Source organism: Maritalea mobilis (assembly GCF_004363175.1).
GTDB lineage: Bacteria > Pseudomonadota > Alphaproteobacteria > Rhizobiales > Devosiaceae > Maritalea > Maritalea mobilis.
In genome coordinates this window covers 154,127-175,855 of record NZ_SNYR01000001.1, presented here as the reverse complement: position 1 = coordinate 175,855, position 21,729 = coordinate 154,127, and the positions used below count along the sequence as shown (strand labels likewise).

Below are 21,729 nucleotides of genomic sequence, written 5' to 3'. Positions count from 1 at the left end.
ATATCCAGCGCCACAATTGCGCATCATGTCGCCAAGTTTAATCTTGAGGCGCGATATGGACAAGCAAGCAAATTACGGCCCCTACTCATTTGACACTTTCTCCGACCAGTTGGCCGATAAAGGTTATGTGGTGACCAACACCTCTAAGCTGATCAATTGGGCGCGAACCGGCTCCATGCACCAATTATGCTTTGGCCTTGCCTGCTGCGCCATTGAGATGATGCACTATATTACGCCTCGCTATGACTTCGAACGGTTTGGCATGGCTTTCCCCGCGTCTCCCCGGCAAGCGGACCTTATGATCGTAGCAGGCACGGTCACCAACAAGATGGCTCCGGCGCTAAGGCGTATATATGATCAGATGCCCGAACCGCGCTATGTGATCTCTATGGGCTCTTGTGCCAATGGCGGTGGGTATTACCATTATAGCTATTCCGTGGTGCGCGGGTGCGACCGAATTATCCCCGTGGACATTTATGTGCCGGGCTGCCCGCCGACTGCAGAAGCCTTACTCTACAGCGTTATGCTGTTGCAAAAGAAGATAAGGCGCACAGGCACGATTGAAAGATAGGCTTAGGCACTGGCCAATTGATCTGTCCCTACCTATATTGCCGCGAAACAAACGGCATTCGAGCAGGCATTTATGGACCGATTGGGTCAACAGCTAAAATTCACCCCCTTTGATCGCGTGCTGGTTTCGCTGATTGCGATATTTGTACTGATCAAACTTGCCTTAATGACCCAGACCGGTCTGCTTGACGATGAAGCATATTATTGGGTTTGGGGACATCGCCCCCAGCTTGCCTATTTTGACCATCCCGCGCTTGGCGCTTGGTTTATCGGTGTCACGCGCCTGATATTTGGTGAAGGCATTTTAGGCGCACGTATGAGCGCGTTGATCAGCTTTGCGGGCACGAGTTACCTGTTGTGGCTATTTGCGCATCGTATGCGTCCTGAGGCACCTTTACGTGCTTTTCTGGTGGCAGAGATTGTTCTACTCGCCTCGCCGACTTTCTTTGCCTGGACCACTATTGTCTATTTCGATCATTTGCTGATCCTTTTGTGCCTTGCTGCAATCTATAATTATGGGCGCTATCTAGATGCCCCACAGGATGGTGAAGCGAACATATCTGCCCTTTATTGGGCGGCGTTCTATCTTGGTTTGGCGGCACTGACGAAATATAGCGCGCTCTTTGTCGGATTGGGCTTTGCATTGGCCATTTTGCTCACGCCTGCCTATTGGTCACGCTTACTGCGGCCACATCTTTATCTTGCGGCCCTATTGGCGCTGGTGATGCAAGCGCCGACCCTGATTTGGAATATGCAGAATGATTTCGCATCATTTAGCTTCCACCTTTATGATCGGCACTCTGGCCCTTGGTGGCAAAGCTATGCGGCACATTATTTCATTCGCTACTTCCTTTATACCTTTATCCTGTTTAGTCCCTTCCTTGCGCTTAGCTTATTCCGCGTGCGTTTGATCCGAACTGAGAACCAGTTCACGCGCACGCTGGCTTGGCTGTTGCTATTCGTTGGCGGCACGACTATGGCGTTTCTGCTGTCTATGGTGATGACTGTCTCCAGCCATTGGTATTGGACAGACTTAGCCTATCTTGGCCTGATTGTTTTAGCACCTGTGTTGATGGGCAGCGGGTGGCTTCTATGGGCGCATATCAGCCTTGGGCTGGTTGCGGCCATATTGGTCACCATCAATTACAGCATATTACCATTGGCTGCGCTTTTCGGCGTGCATGATGTGGAAACGGGCAAGACGTTCGGCTGGGATCAAGTTGTGCGTACAGTCGAAGCCGCAGAAGATCAGTATCGGGCCGACTTTATCGGCACCAGTCGCTTTAAGACAGTGGCACAGCTCAATTATCACGCCAAGCGGCAGGATATATATGAGCTATCCCCACAGCCCTCCCAGTTCGATTTCTGGCAAGACCTCAATGCGCTTGCTGGCCAAAATGGGTTGGTGCTGCATGATGAACAGGCCAATATTGAAAAGCTGACGGGCCAATTTGAACAAATTCAGCTTGTAGATGAAATCATCATCGAGCGATATGGCTATCCCATCTATCGCTATCAGCTCTATTTCGGCACCAATTACCAGCCTCAAGAAGATTGATCCTATGCAACTGACCACCCCGCACGCTTATCTGCCGTCTATTCGCTCACTTGGTGTGGTTGCAGGCCTTTTGCTGCTGCTAAAGCTGTTGGTGACCTTTGGTATGGCCCCATTGGGGGACGAAGCCTATTATTGGCGCTGGGCGCAAACGCCAGAGCTTTCCTATTTCGATCACCCGCCGCTTGGCGCTTGGTTGATTGCGGCGGCTCAGGCGCTAGGTCTCAATGCTCTGTTCGGGATTCGCGCGGTTACATTGCTAACGACTGCTGGCACGCTCTATTTCATCTGGCAGATTATCGGCCACTATCGCAGCAATGACGCGCATGTTTCCCATCGGCACTTGTTTTTATTTGTCGCCACCATGATGTTTGCCTCACCGACCATATTAGTATGGTCCAGCCTCATCTATCACGACCATTTACTGATCTTTCTAGCCAGTGGCGCGTTCTTCTATCTTGGTCGTTATTTGGATCGTGCCGGAAGGCAGCAGAATGATCTTGCGGGGCTCTATATTGGCGCTCTTTTTCTCGGGCTTATGGGACTGACAAAATATAGCTCGGTGTTCCTCGGGTTGGCGTTGGCGTTTGTTATTCTGTTTTCCAGCAAATTGCGGTGGCAGCTAAAGTCACCGCATCTTTATCTGGCTGCATTACTGACCTTCGCCTGCATGTTGCCTTTGCTGGCGTGGAATTATGCCAATGATTGGGCGTCGTTTGGCTTCCATTTGGATCAACGCCACGGACAAGGCTGGCTTGAGCGGTTTAATCCCATTGCATTGTTCAACTTCGTCGCTGCAACTTGGATATTGTTCGGACCCTTTCTGATTGTCGCCATTGTCAATCAATTTCGTCGGAAATATACCCAACACGCGCCGCGCTATTTGATGCGCCTTGCTCAATACACCTTTGTTCTATCAACGCTCGCTTTTGCCACCGTATCCGCTTTTGCCTATACGCTTTGGTATTGGAGCGATTTGGCCTATCTCGGCCTATTGCTGCTGATCCCCTATCTGATGCGTACAAAGTTGATGATTTGGGCGCATTATGTGTTTGGGATTTTGCTTATCGCCCTGACTAGCTTTCACTATATCGTTGCGCCGATCACAGTGTGGGTGCCGGGTTATGACAAAGAAGCTTCAAGCGTTTATGGCTGGTCAGAAATTGCTGAGTGGGTGGAAACCACTTCGCAAAAGCAGAATTTAGATCAAATTGCAGCCCTGCGCTTTCAATCGACCAGCATGCTGAGCTTGGCCATGAATGATGTGGATGTGTTCGCCATTGATAGCCGCCCAACGCAATTTGACTATTGGCAGATGCCGCAAAAGGCGGCAGGGCAAGATGTGCTGATCTTGAAAGATGAGGTTGCGCCAAACGGCCTATTGGAAAGCCGTTTTGACGCGGTTGAGTTGCTCGATGAGTTGTCGATCACCAGATTCGGCGTGGAGATTTATCGCTATCAGCTCTATGTGGGTCGAAACTTTAAGCCTTAGTCGATGCGCTTATATTGATATACGCCAACATCAATCATCTGCTCTGCAAAGCCAGCTTCGCAATATGTCAGATAGTAGACCCATTTGCGTTTGAAAGTCTCGTCGAAGCCAAGTTTTTCAATCTCATCCCAGTTAGCCAGAAACGCATCGCGCCACATGGCCAATGTTTTGGCGTAGGATTGGCCAAACATTTCCTGCCGTTCCAGCTTTAGGCCAACATTTTCGCCCTGCTCACGCATCACCTTGTTGGTGAGCAGCATGCCGCCCGGGAAAATATAGCGCTGGATGAAATCAACATTGCTGCGATATTCTTCAAAGTCGTCCTCGTCGATCACGATGGCTTGAATTGAGGCAGTGCCGCCTGGCTTTAACCGATCATGCACAGTTTGGAAATAAGTTGGCCAGTGATCTTCGCCCACGGCCTCAATCATCTCAATTGAGCAAATATGGTCAAACTGACCTTGTGTGTCGCGATAGTCTTCAATCACTAGTTTAGAAAACTTGTCTAAACCTTTGTCAGAAAGTCGCTTAAGGCCATATTTTAGCTGCTCTTTGGACAGGGTGATACCACGCAGATTTGCCTGATAATCCTTAGCGATTGTTTCGGCAAAAGCGCCCCAACCACAGCCAATTTCAAGCACGTCGCTGCCGGGCTTTACCCCTGCCAGATCTGCAACCAAGCGATTCTTCGCCCATTGCGCATCAGTCAGAGATTGATTTTCGTCCGTAAAATAAGCTGACGAATAGATCATCGATTCATCAAGCCACAAATCATAGAAATCATTGCCGAGATCATAATGTTCAGCGATGTTTTTCTTTGAGCCCTCCCGCGTGTTTCGGCGCGAGATGTGGTAGGCCATGTCTTTTGCAGCGCGGTGGAAAAAGCCCGGTTTTGCCGCTGAAAGCTGATCGCGGTTCATCAAGAAGAATTTGAACACGGCGAGAAGGTCATCGCATTCAATGTCTTTATTCATATAGGCGGAAGCAAAGCCCACAGTGCCCCGGCGCGCCGCTTCAAACAGCAAATTGAAATTGTTGAGCTTCAGCGTGGCTTTCGGCCCGCTATTTTGCGGATTGCCGATATAGCCAACGCGGCCAGAAGGCAAAATGACTTTTATGCTGCCATGCGGCACATCTTTAATGATCCGGCGCGCGGCACGGTATAAAATAAACGATAAAAATTTCGACGCGAGGGTCGGTGACGACCGCTGTTGGTCAAATGCCAAATCACTCATACGCTACACTCCTGAACCTTTTTCCATCTGCATGGAATTAACCTTTGGCCTACGGTTCAAGACCTCCCTAATAATGTCCAAAATTCTATCGGTGAATGGGAAAATTTCAAGCCCTTTAAAAAACGCATTGTTTTTAAACAGCAATTTCCCCGCTCAAGACAACCATAGACAAAAACTAGGATGATTTTGCGGCATCCAATATTCTTAATTGAGGTTCTTCACGTCCTTGCCAATGGTTAATGTTCAACGCGCCAACTATATGAATTGGATCACCATTTTTTGCATTTAATAGCATTTGCCCCAAAGGCGTATCCGCCGCGCGGAAGCAAATGCCATTCAGCCGTGCGCGGTCTGGCGAATTCAGCGTAATCCGCACATGGCCGCCAACGCCAACGATATCTGCAAAAGCGACGCGGTGGGCAGGAAATGCGAACAATGGGCCGGGATTGCCCGCGCCATAGGGCCCTGCTCGTTCAATTTGATGGATGAAATCTGTTGTAGCGCCTCTGGCGGTCATTGCAGCATCAATTTTGATGGTGTTTTGCTTGCGCGCCTCATGCACATTTTCAGCCAGTTTTTCGGCTAAGAAAGCGCGAAAATGGCCAATTTCGCCTGATCCGATTGATATGCCCGCTGCCATGGCATGGCCGCCGCCTTTGGTGAGCAAATTCTCATCCACGGCAGCTATCACCGCTTTGCCGAGATCCACACCGGGAATGGATCGACCAGAGCCTGTGCCAGATCCATCGGCTTTTTGCGCAATGGCAAAGGCCGGACGATTAAACCGCTCCTTCAACCGTGCGGCCACAAGCCCAACAACACCCTGATGCCAATCAGGCGAGGCAACAACAATAACTGGCGGCCCTTCTCCGTCGCCGATTTCCGCATCGGCCACAGCGACGGCCTCTTCAACAGCCCGCTTTTCAATAGCTTGCCGTTCTGCATTTAGGCCCTCCAATTGCTCTGCAATGTGCATTGCCTCATGCTGATCATCGCAAGAAAGCAGGCGCGCGCCCAATGAGGCATCGCCAATACGCCCGCCGGCATTGATCCGCGGGCCAAGCAGAAAACCAAGATGATAGGCATTGAGTGGGCCGGAAACTCGCGCCGCCAGCGCCAAGGCAGCCAAGCCCGGATTTTTACCGGAACGCATCACATCCAGTCCACGCTGCACAAATGCGCGGTTCAGCCCTTGCAGCGGAACCACATCGCAAATGGTGGCCAAGGCGACCAGATCGGTGAGCTGCATCAAATTTGGCAATTGTGGGAAATTGCCGCGTTCCTTCAGCACCCGATTGAGCGCGACCAACACCATAAAGGTGACGCCTGCTGCAGCGAGATGGCCTAAGCCAGAAATATCGTCTGGCCGATTGGGGTTCACCACCGCATTGGCGTTCGGCAATTCGTGCGCCACTTGGTGGTGATCGATCACCAAGACATCCACGCCGCGTTCCCGCGCATGGGCTATGGGTTCAAAAGAGGTTGCACCGCAATCGAGCGTGACGATCAATTGGGCGCCCTCGTCGATCAATTGATCCATCGCCGGAATGTTGGGGCCGTATCCCTCAAATATCCGATCAGGGATATAGGTGGCGGGTGCAAGGCCAACGCCCCGCAAATATCGGGTCATCAAAGCGCAGGACGACGCACCATCGACATCGTAATCGCCGAACAAGGCTATGTTCTCGCCACGCTCCACAGCCACAACCAGCCGATCCACCAGCTCATCCATTTGGGTGATGGTGCTCGGGTCTGGCATCAAGTCGCGCAAAGTGGGCAGCAAAAATTCTTCTGTCCCGTCCAACGGCACGTCTCGCGCGGCCAAAATGCGGGCAAGGATTTCGCTTATGCCATATTGTTGCGCCATCGCTGTTGCCGTGCGCATTTGAGCGGCGCTCAACCGGTCAATCCAAGCGCGGCCATTCACTGACTTTTCGACATTTAAAAAGAAGTCTTTTTCTTCAAACATAACGCGAACTTACCTGTTGTCGCCCTTTGATTGAAGCAAATAATGGCACAAAAAAAGGCGCGCAGAGAATTGCGCGCCTTGAAACTGAATTTGGACGATTAAATATCGCGCAAATGCCGTGCATTGATTTGGCGCACAGTCTTTGACCATGAGCGCATTACAATGGTTGAAGTTTCCACATGTTTTGGGCGGATTTTCACGCCATCCAACATAGAACCATCTGTTACGCCTGTTGCGGCAAACAACACATCGCCAGACGCCAGTTCATCAACCGCATATTTGCGCTTGTGATCAGTGATGCCCAAACGGGTCGCGCGGACACGCTTTTCGTCGCTATCCAGCACCAAACGCCCCTGCATCTGGCCGCCAACGCAACGCAATGCCGCAGCCGCCAGCACGCCCTCCGGCGCACCGCCTGTGCCCATATAAAGGTCGATTCCGGTTTCATCGCGATCTGTGGTGTGAATAACGCCAGCAATATCACCGTCATTGATCAATTTGATCGACGCGCCAATCTCGCGCAACTCGTCGATAATGTGAGCGTGACGCGGGCGATCAAGCACGCACACTGTTACGTCAGCAACCGAAACACCGCGCGCTTTGGCAATGGCCTCAACATTTTCAGTTGGGGTGCGGTCCAAATCGATAATGCCTGGTTCGTAACCCGGGCCAACGGCAATTTTTTCCATGTAAACGTCAGGTGCGTGCAACAGGCCACCACGTTCTGCCATGGCCAAAACAGCCAATGAGTCGTGCTGGTTTTTGGCGCACAAAGTTGTGCCCTCAAGCGGATCAACAGCAATGTCCACTTTTGCACCTTTGCCGATGCCAACTTCTTCGCCGATGAACAACATTGGCGCTTCGTCACGCTCGCCCTCACCGATCACCACACGGCCATCAACTGAGATTTTGCCCAGCTCTTCGCGCATGGCTTCCACGGCCGCGCGGTCTGCTGATTTTTCGTCGCCCTTGCCGCGCCAATGGGCCGCTGCAATAGCCGCATTTTCGGTTACGCGCACAATTTCAAGGGTCAAATTACGATCAACAATCGCCTCAGCGGTGATTGTGGATTTAGCTGTCACTGCCATTTTGATGCCTCTGCCTTTTCAACTTTGGCGTTAAAACCGCTCGATTCTGATCACCTGCGGTTTTCCAACAATAAAGCCATCTGCTGCAATCCGATCAATGGTTTGCCGCACTGACTGCTCAAGGGTCTTTTGCGTGATCAACACCACGGTGCGTGTTGCCTCGCTTTTGGTCTCAGGATCATTAACAACCAAGTCTGGACGTTGAATGACACTTTCAAGCGAAATATCACTTTCCCCCATGCGAGACGCTATAGCAGCAAGTGCGCCAGGAATGTCCCTAGCATTTAGTCGAATAAAGTAGCCGCCCTCATGCTCACGCATCCGCGCTTTATCATAAGGCACCAATTCATCCACCGGCAAACCAAGCGGCGGCACATGGGTGCCACGTGCACAGTCGAAAATATCTGAGATCACAGAGGCCGCGGTTGCATCGCCGCCTGCACCAGGGCCAGCCAGCAGCAACTCTTCCACATGATCCGTTTCCAGCGACACCGCGTTCAAAACGCCATCAATGCCAGCAATGGTGCTGCTTTTCGGCACCAACGTCGGGTGCACGCGCTGCTCAATGCCGTCTGGAGTGCGCTGGGCAACGCCAAGCAGTTTGATATCAAAGCCCAAATCGCTGGCTACTTTAATGTCGGCTTGATCAATGCGGGTGATGCCTTCAACATACATTTGGTCGGCAGCGATTTTGCAGCCAAAGCAAAGGCTGGTGAGAATGGCCAGCTTGTGAGCCGTGTCAAACCCTTCAATGTCAAAAGTCGGGTCTGCCTCGGCATAGCCAAGTTCCTGCGCATCTTTCAAGCAAGCTTGGAAATTGATCCCCTCATTGGTCATGCGAGTCAGGATATAGTTGCAGGTGCCGTTCATGATGCCATAAACGCGCTGCACCTGAGCAAGCCCCAAACCTTCGCGCAATGTTTTAATGATCGGGATACCGCCAGCGACCGCTGCTTCAAAGCCAAACTGTGTATTGGTTTGTTCAGCCAAGCGCGCAATATCAACACCATGTTTGGCGATCAACGCCTTGTTGGCAGTGACAACAGGTTTGCCCAATTCAAGCGCCGCACGGATTGATGCGAGGGCCGGACCATCTTCACCGCCCATCAGCTCCACAAAAAGATCAATGTCGTCAGATTTGGCCAAAGCGACAGGATCGTCGAACCAAGTCATTTCAGAAAGATCAACCCCACGATCTTTGGAGCGTGAGCGCGCGGCAATGCCCGTGACAACGATTTGGCGCCCGAAACGTTGGGTCATGCGCTCTTGCTCATTCACCAGCATTGAAATGAGTGAGGCGCCAACTGTGCCTACACCAGCAATGCCTACACGGAGGGGAGCATCGTCGTTCATATCTTGCCTTTCCGATTCACGCATCTGCGCTAAAATCCTATTTCGTGTGTCTGAACGTGGCTCACGGCCCTTGCGTAAGTTGAAAACAAACAAGGGATCTGCCGCGAATTCTCGGCCAAAACGGCTGGGTGAACACCCCGTTTCCGCCAGAAAGCGCTCGACCTGCGCCAAAAATTCAGCCTGCTCAGACATATCCTACAAATCCTACATTAGATTACTTGCGCAGCTATAAATAGGAAAAGTCCTACAGGTCAAGAATTGATTGTAGGAAAAGTGAATCGAACACAAAAAAGCCGCGCATAAAGCGCGGCCTTAAATCAAATCAGCTGGCTGAAGAATTATTGGCTTTCGCCCTCTTCATCCTGCGCTGCTGCGAACAGAGCCTCACAGGCTTCAACTTTCGCACGCGTTTTCGCATCCATATTTTCTGGATCGTAAGTGAAAGCTGCACATGATTCCAATGTCAGCACTTCACCATCCGGGCCGATCACCTGTTGCGAATCTTCAGTGTTGCCATCTGTCAGCGCATCCAAAGCCTTTTCAGCTTCTTTCGCCAAATCTTGTGCGCTGGTTTGGGTTTGCTCAAGCGCGTCCTGTGCATCGCGGCCCAACTGCTCAACGGCTTCTTGGCCCTGCTCTGTCAGCGTGTTGACATTGTTTTCAATGTCTTTGCTCACTTGATCAGCCTGGTTCTGCAAATCCTGGATGAGATCGCCAGTCTGCTCCGTTTCCGCTTCAGGTTGCTCGGTGGTCGCATCATTTTGCTGCTCAGTTTCAACCTGAACTTCAACTTCTGTCTGCGGCGCTTCGTTGACTTCTGGCGTTTCTTGCGGGTTATCGCAGGCCGCAAGCAGCCCAACTGCCAAAATTGAAAGGAATATCTTTTTCATTAGAAACCTCTTTAATAACGCACATTTACGCGGTGCGTGTTCGCGTCTCCCCTAATGCGGAGACATAAGATTTAGATTCGGACCAATTTGCGGCAAAAAAAGGCGCCACACATAAAATGTGCAGCGCCGTAACATTTTTAGAACAGTTGGGCTGGCCGTTTAGCTTTTTAGCTTCACGATGTTATCGCCCATGCCGCCATGCTTTTGCATGAAGCGCTTCACATTTCGCGCTGCTTGGCGAATCCGCTGTTCATTTTCCACAAGCGCAATGCGCACATAATTGTCGCCATATTCACCAAAGCCCAGCCCCGGCGCGACCGCAACGTCCGCTTCCTTTATCAGCAATTTGGCAAATTCGAGTGAGCCCAAATGTGCAAATTGATCCGGAATTGGGGTCCAAGCAAACATTGTCGCTGGTGGTGAATTAACTTCCCAGCCTGCTCGACCAAAGCTCTCCACCAGCACATCGCGGCGGTGCTGGTAGATATTGCGCACTTCCGCCACGCAATCGTCCGGCCCATTGAGTGCGGCTGCTGCTGCAACTTGGATTGGCGTAAACGCGCCATAATCGAGATATGACTTCACGCGCTTCAACGCTTTGATCAAGCGCTCATTACCCACCGCAAAACCCATGCGCCAACCGGGCATGGAGAAAGTTTTCGACATTGAGGTGAATTCAACCGCGATATCCATTGCCCCTTCAATTTCCAAAATTGAAGGTGGCGGTGTGCCGTCGAAATAAATCTCGGAATAGGCCAAATCGGACAGGATAAAGATTTCGTGCTCGCGGCAATAATCTACCACTTCCTTATAGAAATCCAAATCAGCTGTGTAAGCCGTTGGGTTGGCTGGATAGTTCAGAATCAACGCGATTGGCTTTGGAATTGAATGGCGCACGGAACGATCAAGCGCGCGCATAAATTCCTCATTTGGCTCAGCGGGCATAGAGCGCACAACGCCGCCAGACATGATAAAGCCGAATGAATGGATCGGATATGTCGGGTTTGGCACCAACACCACATCGCCCGGGGCGGTGATGGCAGACGCCATATTGGCAAAGCCTTCTTTGGAGCCAAGTGTGGCCACCACCTGTGTATCTGGATCAAGCTTTACGCCAAAGCGGCGACCATAATAGCTCGCCTGCGCTTTACGCAGCCCGGGAATACCTTGCGATGAGGAATAACGGTGCGCCCGTGGGTCTTTCACCGTTTCCTGTAGCTTTTCAACGATATGCTTAGGTGTTGGCAGATCCGGATTGCCCATGCCGAGGTCGATAATATCCACGCCCGCCGCTCGCGCCGCCGCCTTGATCGGATTGATATGCTCAAACACGTAAGGGGGTAGTCTGCGAATACGGTGAAATTCTTCGGTCATGGTTCCTCTTTCGACCTCTCAGGAATGCGCGAAGCACCTTGCGACGCGCTCATCTTAGAATTGTAACAAATTGTGGTTTTTAAATGGATAAGAAAATTTGCAAAGCCGATTTCTATCAAATTTGACTTGAGGAACCCAATATTTTCACCAGACAGCGAATTTTCAAGCTAGTGTATGTGTCAACAATATTGATCTCGGCCATTCGCCGACGGGGTGTTTAAGATGCGTATTTTTATTCTGTTTTTTGCTACATTCTTGGTTTCTAGCGCCACGGCCCTTCCCGCATCGGCCATCACCTGCAAAAGCTATAGCGCCTGCCAACAAGCTGTCGTCAATTGGTGTGAGGGTCGGCACCCGCGAGCAGATGGCGATGGGGATGGTATCCCCTGTGAAAATGTTTGCAGTTCCGTTCGGCAGGTGAATGCAATTCGCGTGAGCCTTGGCCTAAACTGCCCACCCGCTCGATAGTCAGCCCGCAAGATACGATTTTCCGTTGAAAACTGGAAAATTGTCGCAAAATATTTAAAATTCAAATTGATTTCTCGGCGCCGCCTGCAATTAGTACGGAAAGCGTACAAAGATAATGAGTTGATTATGCGTGCCGAACATTTGGAATTGCTCCACCGCCTTGCCCACCGCTATTGGATGAAACACACGTCCGAATTGGGCATGAGCCACAGCGAGTTCGAATATTTGAGTGCTATTTTTGAGCAAGCGGAACTGGCCAAAGACAAAGAATTTCACGGCCAGCATTTGCACGATATTGTGCGTTCCATGGGCGTGAACAAAGCCTCTGCCAGCGCCATGATGGACAAGCTGGAGAAGCGAAAGCTGGTAAAACGCAAGCCATGCAAGAAAGATGCGCGTGCGCAACATATTGTTTTGACCGCCAAAGGCGAAGAGCTTCGGGTTGCTGGTAAAGCTGCCTATGCCGCGCTAGAGGCCACCGTTGCTGATTTAGATCTAGGCACCATTACGGCAGTCGACGCACCAGCTCCAGAAGCATCGCCAAAAGCAAAAGAGCAGACGGAAAAAACCAAGAAGAAGTCTGACTCTCAAAAAGCAAAAGAGGCGGCGGACGCGGCAAAACAAGCCGAATTCGACGCCTCACAACTCACATTGTTTGGCTAGCGAACATACCCAGATTAATAGGATAAAGCGATTCAGTGTCGTCATAATCAAGGGGTAAAGGCTCCCCATTTTGCGCAATCATCTTGAGATTGCGGAAGCTGGCTTTGCCTTTGCCCGACAGCAACACACCGAAGAAGACCTTCTCCGTTTCTTTTGGGATGAATAGCTCGATGGCGACATCCTGCCAATTAGAGTCTCCTTTAATCGAGCGATCCAGTTCCGGTGTTTGCATATTGTCGAACGCCAGCACTTCTCGATCAGCACCATCGGCACGCATCCAAAGGCACGCGCTGTCGGCGTCCTTGGTCTTGATTTTTCCTGAAAACTTCAAAGCTTCGTCTTTAAAGCGGTCCGCTGAGAAAAACTGCATCAGCGTCGCATAAGTTCTAGGACGCTGTTTTTCGCACTCTATTGATATCGTTCGTGACGCTTCTTCAAACGCAAATTGATAGCAAGAGCTGAGATATTCTCCGTGGGCAAACCAGCCGTATGGCAAGCTATCCCGGTCTCGATTTGTGTTCAGCTTGGCGTTTAAATGATTCCAACTGATTTCCCCGGTCAATTCGGAGAATATCTCGAGACATTGACTGTGAGACAGGTCAATATCGCGCTGTTTTAGAGACTGGCGCAGCCTTTTGGCCAGCGCTTTGGCATGGTCAGAATAATAAGTCATGATCGCCTCATTCGCGACGATTGTAGCCAGTTGCGCAAATTACTGAACATCGTCGCTGATGTGACGATTATTACACTTTAAACGCCTTCACCATTCCCAGCGGGATTGCGCAGGCAGGTGGCGTAAACCTGTCTCAAGGCTACGCCGCCCTGCCATAAAGTCAAGCGCTACGGGAACATCGCCACTTGTTGCAGGCCGGTGGTTTCTTCAATGCCGAAAGCAATGTTGAAGTTTTGGATCGCTTGTCCTGCGCTGCCTTTAACAAGGTTGTCGAGCGTGGCGATCACGATGGCGCGGCCGGGAATACGGTCTTCAAACACATTGATTTTGCAAAGGTTTGAGCCACGCACCATGCTGGTGGATGGCATGACGCCTTCGTCCAAAATATGTACGAATGGCTCGACGTCATATTTCGCTTTCAGGGCGGCACGTAAGTCTGCGGCAGATTTGCCTTCTGCAAGGCGCAGATGGCACGTCACCAACTCGCCGCGACTCATGGGGATCAGGTGTGGCGTGAAGCCAACAGCAACTTGCTGCTCTGCTGCCAAGCTGATTTCCTGATCAAGTTCTGCGCTATGCCGGTGCGACGCGACAGCATAAGGGGACAAGCTTTCGCCTGCTTCTGTGAAGAGCGTGTTTTGTTTAAGGCCACGCCCTGCTCCGCTAACGCCAGATTTCGCGTCAATGATAATATCTGCAGGATCGATCAGAGCCGCTTTCGCCAATGGAATCAGCGCCATAAGTGCAGCAGTTGGATAACAGCCGGGGCAAGCAATGATGCGGGCATCTTTGATCTGTTCCCGATAATGCTCGGACAGGCCATAGACCGCTTTTTCCTGCAAATGAGGCGCAATATGCTTGTTGCCATACCATTTTTGATAAGAATCGGGATCGCGCAAGCGATAGTCTGCTGACATATCGATGATGCGCGGACGGTCATGGTTTTCCACAATCTCAGCAATGATTTCCTGCGACGTGGCGTGGGGCAAGCCACAAAACACAACGTCAAAATCTTGCCATTTCATGTCATCAGTCTGTTGTAATCGGGGTAAACCCAACCCATCTAGGTGGGGAAATACCGTGCCCAAGGGCTTCCCTGCATGGGTATTGGCAGTTAAAGCAGTGAATTCAAGCTGAGGATGGAGGACACCTATTCGCAATAAATCCGCTCCGGTATAACCTGATGCGCCCAGGAGTGCTGCTTTGAGCTTGTTGCTCATATCTCTTGCCCTTCTTGGTTGATTATGCGAAAGAAATTGTCCAGAAAGCCGTTCTACTTGCTTGAATATGTAAAGTAAATGGGCAGAACCTTGGATATGGTTCGGCTATTCGGTGGAAGTGAGGGTACAAATGGCAAAACGCATTGCTGTTGCCACCATTGGCACGCAAGGTGACGTCCAGCCTTATGTGGCTCTGGCTATGGCCCTGCAGGATCGTGGTTACGATGTTGTGGTCGGCGCGCCGGACGATTTCAAAGATATGATCGAAAGTCGCGGCTTAGAATTTTATTCCTTGGGCGACAAGATTCAAAATTTTCTGCAGCAATCTGACTTTGAAAACGCCATGAGTCAGAACATGTTGGTGAACATGCCCTCTCTGCTGGCCAAGGGGCAACAGATTGTGGAAACGGCTGCGCGCCACTCTTGGGAGATGTGCCAAGGTGCCGATGCGCTTGTGTTGAACATGAACACCAGTTTCGGCATTGATATTGCTGAGGCATTGGATATCCCATCCGTCATGGCCGCGTTGCAACCGCTTAATTCCACTGAAGAATTTCCGCTTTGCGCCTACTATGGGCCTGATTTGGGCAAGACCTTTAATAAGCTGTCTTACTCCATCATGCATGTGCAACAGCTTTATTACGATTTGCCGCGCAACCGATTGCGCAAGGAGCTTTTGGGCTTGAAGCCGCGCAAAAAAGGCGGCTTCTTCAAGGATACGCAAGGCAATGATTTGGATACGCTCTATGCCTACTCCGAACATGTGTCGCCACGTCCTTCAGATTGGCCAGAAAGCGCCAAGGTAACCGGTTACTGGCAGTTGAATGACAATACGGGCTGGGAACCAAGCGACCGCTTTAAAGCGTTTCTCGCCGAGGGCGAAAAGCCGATTTATGTTGGCTTTGGCTCCATGCCTTTTGGCGCTCAGCGCAATACTGAAATTTTGAAAGAAGCCGTTGCCAAATGGGGCGGCCGCGTGGTTGTTGCGCGCGGCTGGGGTGGCATCAACCCTGATGATTTACCCGAAACCATTTACGCCATCCGCAAGGCGCCGCACGACAAATTGTTCCAGTATGTGCGCGGCGTTGTGCATCATGGTGGCGCAGGCACCACGTCTGCCGGCTTGCACCAGGGTTTGCCCACCTTCGTTGTGCCGCAAACGGTTGACCAACCTTATTGGGGCCGCCGTGTTTATGATTTGGGCTGCGGGCCGAAGCCTGTGCGCTTGCGCAAGCTAACGGCTGATGATTTGGCGGATGCATTGCGGCTTTTGGCAAACACACCAGAATATGCTCAAAATGCTCAAGCGCTGGCCGCTCAACTTCAGCAAGAAGATGGTTGTGCCAACGCTTGTGATATTATTGAGGATATGATGGACCGCTATCAACCTCAATCAATGGTTCAGCCACAGCGGTCCGCACATCTCTAGCGCTATTTATTTCTTGCTGATTTGATGGCTGTAGGCTGTGGTGATGATCAAGGCCGCAGCCACACCAGCAATCAAAAAGACGAAATAGAGCGGCGCTGCCACTTCAAACAGGGCAGCGAACAATGCGGTGGCCAATCCAACCAACATGAAGAACCAGCCAGCAAATAGATTGGCCTGCGCCCATGTCTGCTCATCGTTTAGGGTCCACGGGAAACGGATGCCGAACAATTTGTTGGGCTGTGTTTTAGGCAAATAATTGCCCACGACCGCTAGCAGCAAGCCGACGGCCATCGTCACTATGCGTGGCACATTCAGCTCTACACCATGGCCTGACAACAGCATGATCACTTCGATCAGCAAGAACAAAGCCAAAATGGACGTGGTGAGTGGCGCGAGCCATGCGCCCTCTTCTTTCACGCTAATTGCCGCAAATAGCCCTAAAAAGACAAGCGCTAGAAATGGTCCAATCAACAGCGCCCATTTCGCTGGCCAAAGATTGTCAGCCTCTCCCCAGATGTTCCAATGGATTGGCACCAATTGATCCAGATCGAGCGATAAATAGCCCAAACCAGCAACGGCAAAAATCACGATAAGCTGTGCCACATGGACACGATTTAAGATTCTATTTGTGGTCAATTTTTCTCTCCACCAAAATCAATTAGCTCGGCGAGTGCCCGCTCGAGAATGCTCATATTCAGGCTGTAGATGATCGTGTTTTTGTCGCGCTTTGTGCTGACCAAGTTTGCCTTTTTCAGTTTTGCAAAATGGGTCGACATGGTCGGTTTGGTCAGTTCAAACATATCCGCCAACTCCCCCGCTGACTGCGGGCCCTTCTTCAGTTGTTGAATAATTTTACGTCGCACCGGATGTGACAATGCTTCAAATACTGCGTTCATTTTTCACCTATTTAGATAATAATCTAATTAGATATTCATCTAACTAGAGTCAAGAGGTAAAAAGAAAGCCGCTTTAAAAAAGCGGCTTTGCTAAAATTTAGATAATGATCTGCTCGGTTAGGCAGCTTTGCGATTGCGCAGCGCATTGCGCATAATCAGCACCATCAAGCCAAGAAAACCGCCAAACATGATCGCCCCCGCCAAAATAAGGGATTTTCGCGCGGTACTCGCAAATTGCATGTCGCGCGGATCAAAATTGATGGCGCGGAAATTATCACCTGCCAACGGTGTCGCTTCAAAAGCGACACGAGCACGTTCGATTGAGCGGTCTTGCTCAAGTTCGCGAATTTGACGATCAATTTCAGCCAATTGTGCGACAAAATTCTCTTTGTTTTCACGGCTGCGCATCATTTCAATTTCTTTTTCAATCGCAATATAGCCAGCGAAATAATATGGCACATCAGCCTGAATTTGCGTCACCGTTGCATTACGGCCAAAAGTGTTCCCTTCCAGCAAAGCACTTTGCGCCAAATCTTGCGAGCGCGCCAAAGCTGCCTGCTCCTCAAGAAACGCCAAACGTTCATTCACGCGCTGGTCATAATCTGCGATTGCATTTTGGCGATCTTCGCGCAGATCTTCCAACTGCAACTGGCGGCTTTGTTGGGAGAATTGCAGCTGCTGCTCAAATAGTTGAACGAGATTGCGTTGCACGCGGGCTGTGCCAGCTTTCACAATCTCTGTCATAACGGCAATACCTGCTTCTTCAGACGGTACGGTGAAACTCATTTGCCAATTTGGGCGCGCACCTTCCTCGGGCTCAGGCGCGACCAATTTAACTGCATTGGCGAAACCGACAGCGCTTCTGTCTGGGTTGGTGCCATCTGGGTCCACAAGCACTTCGCGTGCGGCTTCAACAATGACATCACGCAACTGAAGTTCCTGCACAAAATCGTTCATTAAACGACCGCGCGTGACGGAGATGAATTCCGTGCGGTTCAACGGCGCGTAAGTGTTCTGCTCGATTGTGCTTACGGGAAACAATTCAATCGACGCCTTTTCAGGATGATTGGGCACCAAGATATAGGCAAGGCCAAAGATAAGCCCTAGCAATGTGCAGCCAATGATAATCCACTTGCCGTCCCAAAGGCCAACAAGCAAATCGCCAAGATCAATTTCATCATATTGCGGACGTTGATCAACCTGATTCACGCCGAATCTCCCAATGCAAATTTGAATATTCAGTTAAATACAAAAAAGGGCCGCCAAAGGCGACCCTGAAATTCGAAACGCGTTGTGATTAGCGTTTTGAGAACTGGAATGAACGACGAGCTTTTGCGCGACCGAACTTTTTCCGTTCAACAACACGGCTGTCCCGAGTAAGGAAGCCGCCTTTTTTCAATACTGCGCGCAGCTCAGGCTCGAAATATGTCAAAGCTTTTGAAATGCCGTGACGTACCGCACCAGCTTGACCAGACAAACCGCCGCCAGAAACTGTGGCCACGATGTCATATTGGTCTTTACGCTCAGCAGCAACGATTGGCTGTTGCAAAACCATTTGCAAAACTGGACGTGCGAAATAAGCATTCATTTCACGGCCGTTTACAGTGATTTTGCCTGCGCCTGGCTTAATCCATACGCGTGCAATCGCATCTTTACGTTTACCAGTTGCATAGGCGCGGCCGTGCTCGTCCAATTTCTGAACGTGTACAGGCGCATCATCTGCTGCAACTGCTGTGTTTACTTCGCCGAGTTCCTCAAGCGAATTGATGGTCTCTTGTTCGGCCATATTAGTTCACCCGCTTGTTTTTGGCGTTGATAGAGGCAGCGTCCAGCACTTCTGGAGACTGAGCTTCGTGTGGGTGCTCTGCACCAGCATATACACGCAAGTTTTTCAACTGCTGACGGGCCAAAGGACCGCGTGGCATCATGCGTTCGATTGCTTTTTCCAACACGCGCTCTGGATATTTGCCAGTCAACAAATCACGCATTGAGCGCTCTTTAATGCCGCCTGGGTGACCAGTGTGCCAGTAGAAAATTTTGTCATCAAGCTTCTTACCGGTGTATTTTACCTTGTCCGCATTGATGATGATGACGTTGTCACCGCAATCCATGTGCGGCGTGTAAGATGGCTTGTGCTTGCCGCGCAAACGAGTGGCAACGATAGCTGCCAAGCGGCCCACAACCACGTCAGTTGCGTCGATCAAGATCCACTTTTTCTCGATCTCGCTCGGTTTCGCCGAGTAGGTCTTCATTATTAAATTCCTTGATTGGTCAAGAATGGAGCAAACGCCCCTATTCTGTCGGTTCGGCTCAGCATTTAGGCCAAAAATCCAAGCACGTCAACAGAAAATATTTTATCTAGCAAAATCAAATACTTAATTTAGCGGTATTAAATTACCGCTTATTTTCTGCTTTCATATCAGCAAGATAAGCTACAATTGAGCCGAGCAGCAAAAATGCTGTAATTTGGTGTGCAAGTGCAAGGCCCAATGGTACGACATAAATAAGGGTGAAAATACCCAATAGAATTTGCACCAGCACCAATGCACCAATGATCAACATCCAGCCGTGAACGCCCGCAAACTGCGTGTTCTTCCATGCTTTATAGAGCAGGAATGCCGCAAAGATGGCGATGACATAAGCAAAGGTGCGGTGATTGAATTGAGCTGTCGTGATGTCCTCAAACGCATCAAGCCAAGCTGGCGTCGAGGTGTAAATATTATCCGGGATTAGCGCACCGTCCATCAGTGGCCACGTATTGTAGGTCAGTCCCGCATCCATGCCAGCGACAAAGGCCCCGGCAATAAGCTGGATAAACACCATGCCGCCAAACAACCACATGACTGGGCGCCAGCCCTTCTCAACCCAGATTGGATCAACTTGGCGCAATCGGCGGACCACCCAAACGATGGCTAGAAATAGAATACAAGCCGCGCTTAAGTGTGTTGCCAACCGGTATTGAGAAACATCCACGCGCTCAGTAAGCCCGGAGCTGACCATCCACCAGCCCAAGAAGCCTTGGAAGCCGCCAAGCAGGAACAGAATGAACAAGGATGGCGCAAGTTGCCAATTCAACCGTTTTTGGAACAAGAAGATCACGAATGGAATGGCAAAGACCAAGCCGATGATGCGGCCAAGAAAGCGGTGACCCCACTCCCACCAGAAGATGAACTTAAACTCTTCTAAGCTCATGCCCTTATTGATGAGCTGATATTCTGGAATTTGGCGATATGCTTCAAGCTCAGCTTGCCAGTCTTCCATTGTAAGTGGCGGGATCATGCCAGAAATCGGCTTCCATTCTGTGATGGAAAGACCGGAATCGGTGAGCCGTGTCGCGCCGCCAACGGCCACCATAATCAAGATGAGCACGGCCAACACATATAGCCAAATGCGGACGGGCCGCAAAATATCTTGAGATTGGTCGGATGGGGATGCTGTCTGGCTCATGGGGCACTCACAACTTGTTAATTTGGTTGAGTGTGGTAAAGCCTTTGGCGCTGCGGTGCAATGCTAGTTTTTGCCGCAGGGGCGGCAATTGATGAGGTTGAAATGAATCGACGCACGAAAAAACTATTGGGCATTCCGCTGATTGTGTTGATCCTGATCCTATATTCATGGCTCGGCGTGTTCATTTATGAACTTGGCTTTATGACCCTGCCAAACTGGGCGCAAGTGATCTATTTTGCTGTGGCTGGCTTTGGTTGGTTTTTCCCTGCCGCCTGGGCGATCAAGTGGATGTCCGCCCCTGGCCCCGGTGAAAATGAAGATCCTTACGCCGATCTCTAATCAATATTGACGCGCTTCATGCCCGCTTGCGCGGTAAAAATCGCACCCGTGAGAAACACATCTAAGAAACGCTGTTTTTGAAAATGACCATTGAGCGACACCCGCGGCAACGCCGTGAGATGCTCCGCATGGTCATGATAAAGTCCGCCAGGGCGCGTGGTAACTGCCGTTTCGATGCCCATTTCCGCAGCCATATCAAATTCCCGCTTCCCGGCCGACAGCGGGCCACCCAAGGGATAAGAGAAATGCGTTGGGCGTTTGCCTAGCTTCTCCTCCAACACATCGAATGATGTTTGGATTTCGGCTTTCGCCTCATCGGCGGACAGTTTTTTCAATTCATAGTGGCACATCGTGTGTGCGCCGATGGTGCAAAGCGGGTTTTGCGCAAAGGTACGCAACTCTTCCCACGACATGATCAAGTCCTGACATTGCTTGCGCAGGTCATATCCATATCGCTCAGCGAGCTTACGCATCAGCTTTACCCGGTCATGCTCTGGCATTTTGCGCATGTGCCAATAAATCTCATCAAAAGCGGCAGACATTTCTTCCGCGTTTTGCGTACTAAATTGGGTTTGAGCGTCTGCCAAATCAATTTCGATGCTGGGATTTTGGGCGATGATATCTTCAAGCGCCTGCCACCAAATATCTCCCTCGCCATCTGGAAATGCTGTTGGCACAAACAGGGTGAACGGGCATTGATGTTTTTGCAAAATCGGGAGCGCAAATTGCAGATTATCGCGATAGGCATCATCAAAGGTGAACACCGCGAACTTCTTTGTTTTGCCGGGGTCCTGAATGCGTTTGCGCGCTTCAGTTAGGTCGACAATATCAATATCTTTCTCGCGGCATGCCAAAATGGCCTGTTCCAGAAATTCAGGCGTGATTTGCAAAATCGCATTGGGTGCAAAGGCTGCTGGCGTGTCGGGCAAGACACGATGTAGCGTGAAAATAACGCCTTTGGATGCAGAGAATTGCCGGATTAGTCCGCTCAAACGGGTTGCGGCCAGCACTTCAAAGCCGGCCTGCAAGATTTTATATTTCAATCCAGACACAAAATGCTCATTCTTT

General features: G+C 50.6%; 21 protein-coding genes. 6 read left to right on the top strand and 15 right to left on the bottom strand.

Going from position 1 to position 21,729, the window contains the following annotated elements; genetic code table 11:
- Positions 1-55: 55 nt before the first annotated feature.
- The 3 genes from ATL17_RS00825 to ATL17_RS00815 all read left to right on the top strand — a co-directional run bounded on the left by ATL17_RS00825 (position 56) and on the right by ATL17_RS00815 (position 3,617).
- Positions 56-571 (top strand): NuoB/complex I 20 kDa subunit family protein, encoded by a 516-nt coding sequence (locus tag ATL17_RS00825; RefSeq protein WP_246028605.1) that lies wholly within the window; start codon positions 56-58, stop codon positions 569-571.
- A gap of 72 nt (positions 572-643) precedes the next feature.
- A complete protein-coding gene (locus tag ATL17_RS00820) occupies positions 644-2,128 on the top strand; it encodes an ArnT family glycosyltransferase (protein ID WP_133570892.1) in 1,485 nt (494 codons plus the stop codon).
- Positions 2,129-2,132: 4 nt separating this feature from the next.
- Positions 2,133-3,617 (top strand): ArnT family glycosyltransferase, encoded by a 1,485-nt coding sequence (locus ATL17_RS00815; protein ID WP_166638839.1) that lies wholly within the window; start codon positions 2,133-2,135, stop codon positions 3,615-3,617.
- Here the strand turns inward: ATL17_RS00815 and ATL17_RS00810 are convergent.
- From ATL17_RS00810 to ATL17_RS00785, 6 genes are all read right to left on the bottom strand, one after another.
- Complete coding sequence (locus ATL17_RS00810; protein WP_133570890.1) at positions 3,614-4,852, bottom strand: SAM-dependent methyltransferase; 1,239 nt, start codon at positions 4,850-4,852, stop codon at positions 3,614-3,616. The two genes, ATL17_RS00815 and ATL17_RS00810, sit on opposite strands and share 4 nt — an antisense overlap.
- Positions 4,853-5,027: 175 nt before the next feature.
- Positions 5,028-6,821: a single-stranded-DNA-specific exonuclease RecJ gene (gene recJ, locus ATL17_RS00805; protein WP_133570889.1), complete on the bottom strand. Its 1,794-nt coding sequence runs from the start codon at positions 6,819-6,821 to the stop codon at positions 5,028-5,030.
- Positions 6,822-6,919: 98 nt separating this feature from the next.
- The gene (gene glpX / locus ATL17_RS00800; RefSeq protein WP_133570888.1) at positions 6,920-7,909 is read right to left on the bottom strand and encodes a class II fructose-bisphosphatase; all 990 of its coding nucleotides are present in this window, start codon (positions 7,907-7,909) and stop codon (positions 6,920-6,922) included.
- A 30-nt stretch (positions 7,910-7,939) separates the two neighbouring features.
- Complete coding sequence (locus ATL17_RS00795) at positions 7,940-9,262, bottom strand: homoserine dehydrogenase (RefSeq protein WP_133572151.1); 1,323 nt, start codon at positions 9,260-9,262, stop codon at positions 7,940-7,942.
- 338 nt (positions 9,263-9,600) lie between these two features.
- Positions 9,601-10,152 carry a hypothetical protein gene (locus ATL17_RS00790; RefSeq protein ID WP_133570887.1) on the bottom strand — a complete coding sequence of 184 codons (552 nt, stop codon included), beginning with the start codon at positions 10,150-10,152 and terminating at the stop codon, positions 9,601-9,603.
- A gap of 159 nt (positions 10,153-10,311) precedes the next feature.
- Positions 10,312-11,526, bottom strand: coding sequence for an LL-diaminopimelate aminotransferase (locus tag ATL17_RS00785; RefSeq protein WP_133570886.1), 1,215 nt, complete (start codon positions 11,524-11,526; stop codon positions 10,312-10,314).
- Between the two features lie 594 nt (positions 11,527-12,120).
- Here ATL17_RS00785 and ATL17_RS00775 point away from each other — a divergent pair.
- A complete protein-coding gene (locus tag ATL17_RS00775; protein WP_133570884.1) occupies positions 12,121-12,657 on the top strand; it encodes a MarR family winged helix-turn-helix transcriptional regulator in 537 nt (178 codons plus the stop codon).
- Here ATL17_RS00775 and ATL17_RS00770 read toward each other — a convergent pair.
- Positions 12,641-13,330: a glyoxalase superfamily protein gene (locus ATL17_RS00770; RefSeq protein WP_133570883.1), complete on the bottom strand. Its 690-nt coding sequence runs from the start codon at positions 13,328-13,330 to the stop codon at positions 12,641-12,643. The two genes, ATL17_RS00775 and ATL17_RS00770, sit on opposite strands and share 17 nt — an antisense overlap.
- Before the next feature lie 167 nt (positions 13,331-13,497).
- Entirely contained in the window at positions 13,498-14,550 is a 1,053-nt protein-coding gene (gene argC, locus ATL17_RS00765; RefSeq protein WP_133570882.1) for an N-acetyl-gamma-glutamyl-phosphate reductase, read from the bottom strand.
- A 130-nt stretch (positions 14,551-14,680) separates the two neighbouring features.
- Between argC and ATL17_RS00760 the strand changes: the two genes are divergently transcribed.
- On the top strand, positions 14,681-15,979 hold the full coding sequence (locus ATL17_RS00760) for a glycosyltransferase (RefSeq protein ID WP_133570881.1): 1,299 nt from the start codon (positions 14,681-14,683) through the stop codon (positions 15,977-15,979).
- Between the two features lie 6 nt (positions 15,980-15,985).
- On the opposite strand, the gene ATL17_RS00755 is transcribed toward ATL17_RS00760, so the two are convergent.
- From ATL17_RS00755 to ATL17_RS00730, 6 genes are all read right to left on the bottom strand, one after another.
- Positions 15,986-16,615, bottom strand: coding sequence for an SdpI family protein (locus tag ATL17_RS00755; RefSeq protein WP_133570880.1), 630 nt, complete (start codon positions 16,613-16,615; stop codon positions 15,986-15,988).
- Positions 16,612-16,875, bottom strand: coding sequence for a metalloregulator ArsR/SmtB family transcription factor (locus ATL17_RS00750; RefSeq protein WP_133570879.1), 264 nt, complete (start codon positions 16,873-16,875; stop codon positions 16,612-16,614). The genes ATL17_RS00755 and ATL17_RS00750 overlap by 4 nt, the downstream gene beginning before the upstream one ends.
- A 117-nt stretch (positions 16,876-16,992) precedes the next feature.
- Entirely contained in the window at positions 16,993-18,084 is a 1,092-nt protein-coding gene (locus ATL17_RS00745) for a Wzz/FepE/Etk N-terminal domain-containing protein (RefSeq protein ID WP_166638838.1), read from the bottom strand.
- Between the two features lie 88 nt (positions 18,085-18,172).
- Positions 18,173-18,661, bottom strand: a complete 489-nt coding sequence (rpsI, locus tag ATL17_RS00740; RefSeq protein WP_133570877.1) for a 30S ribosomal protein S9 — start codon at positions 18,659-18,661, stop codon at positions 18,173-18,175.
- A 1-nt stretch (position 18,662) separates the two neighbouring features.
- Positions 18,663-19,127 (bottom strand): 50S ribosomal protein L13, encoded by a 465-nt coding sequence (gene rplM / locus ATL17_RS00735; RefSeq protein WP_133570876.1) that lies wholly within the window; start codon positions 19,125-19,127, stop codon positions 18,663-18,665.
- Positions 19,128-19,269: 142 nt separating this feature from the next.
- Positions 19,270-20,322, bottom strand: a complete 1,053-nt coding sequence (locus ATL17_RS00730; protein WP_133570875.1) for a COX15/CtaA family protein — start codon at positions 20,320-20,322, stop codon at positions 19,270-19,272.
- 102 nt (positions 20,323-20,424) lie between these two features.
- Between ATL17_RS00730 and ATL17_RS00725 the strand changes: the two genes are divergently transcribed.
- On the top strand, positions 20,425-20,661 hold the full coding sequence (locus ATL17_RS00725) for a DUF2842 domain-containing protein (protein WP_166638837.1): 237 nt from the start codon (positions 20,425-20,427) through the stop codon (positions 20,659-20,661).
- Here the strand turns inward: ATL17_RS00725 and ATL17_RS00720 are convergent.
- Positions 20,658-21,713: a polysaccharide deacetylase family protein gene (locus tag ATL17_RS00720; RefSeq protein WP_133570873.1), complete on the bottom strand. Its 1,056-nt coding sequence runs from the start codon at positions 21,711-21,713 to the stop codon at positions 20,658-20,660. The genes ATL17_RS00725 and ATL17_RS00720 overlap by 4 nt on opposite strands.
- Positions 21,714-21,729 lie beyond the last annotated feature (16 nt).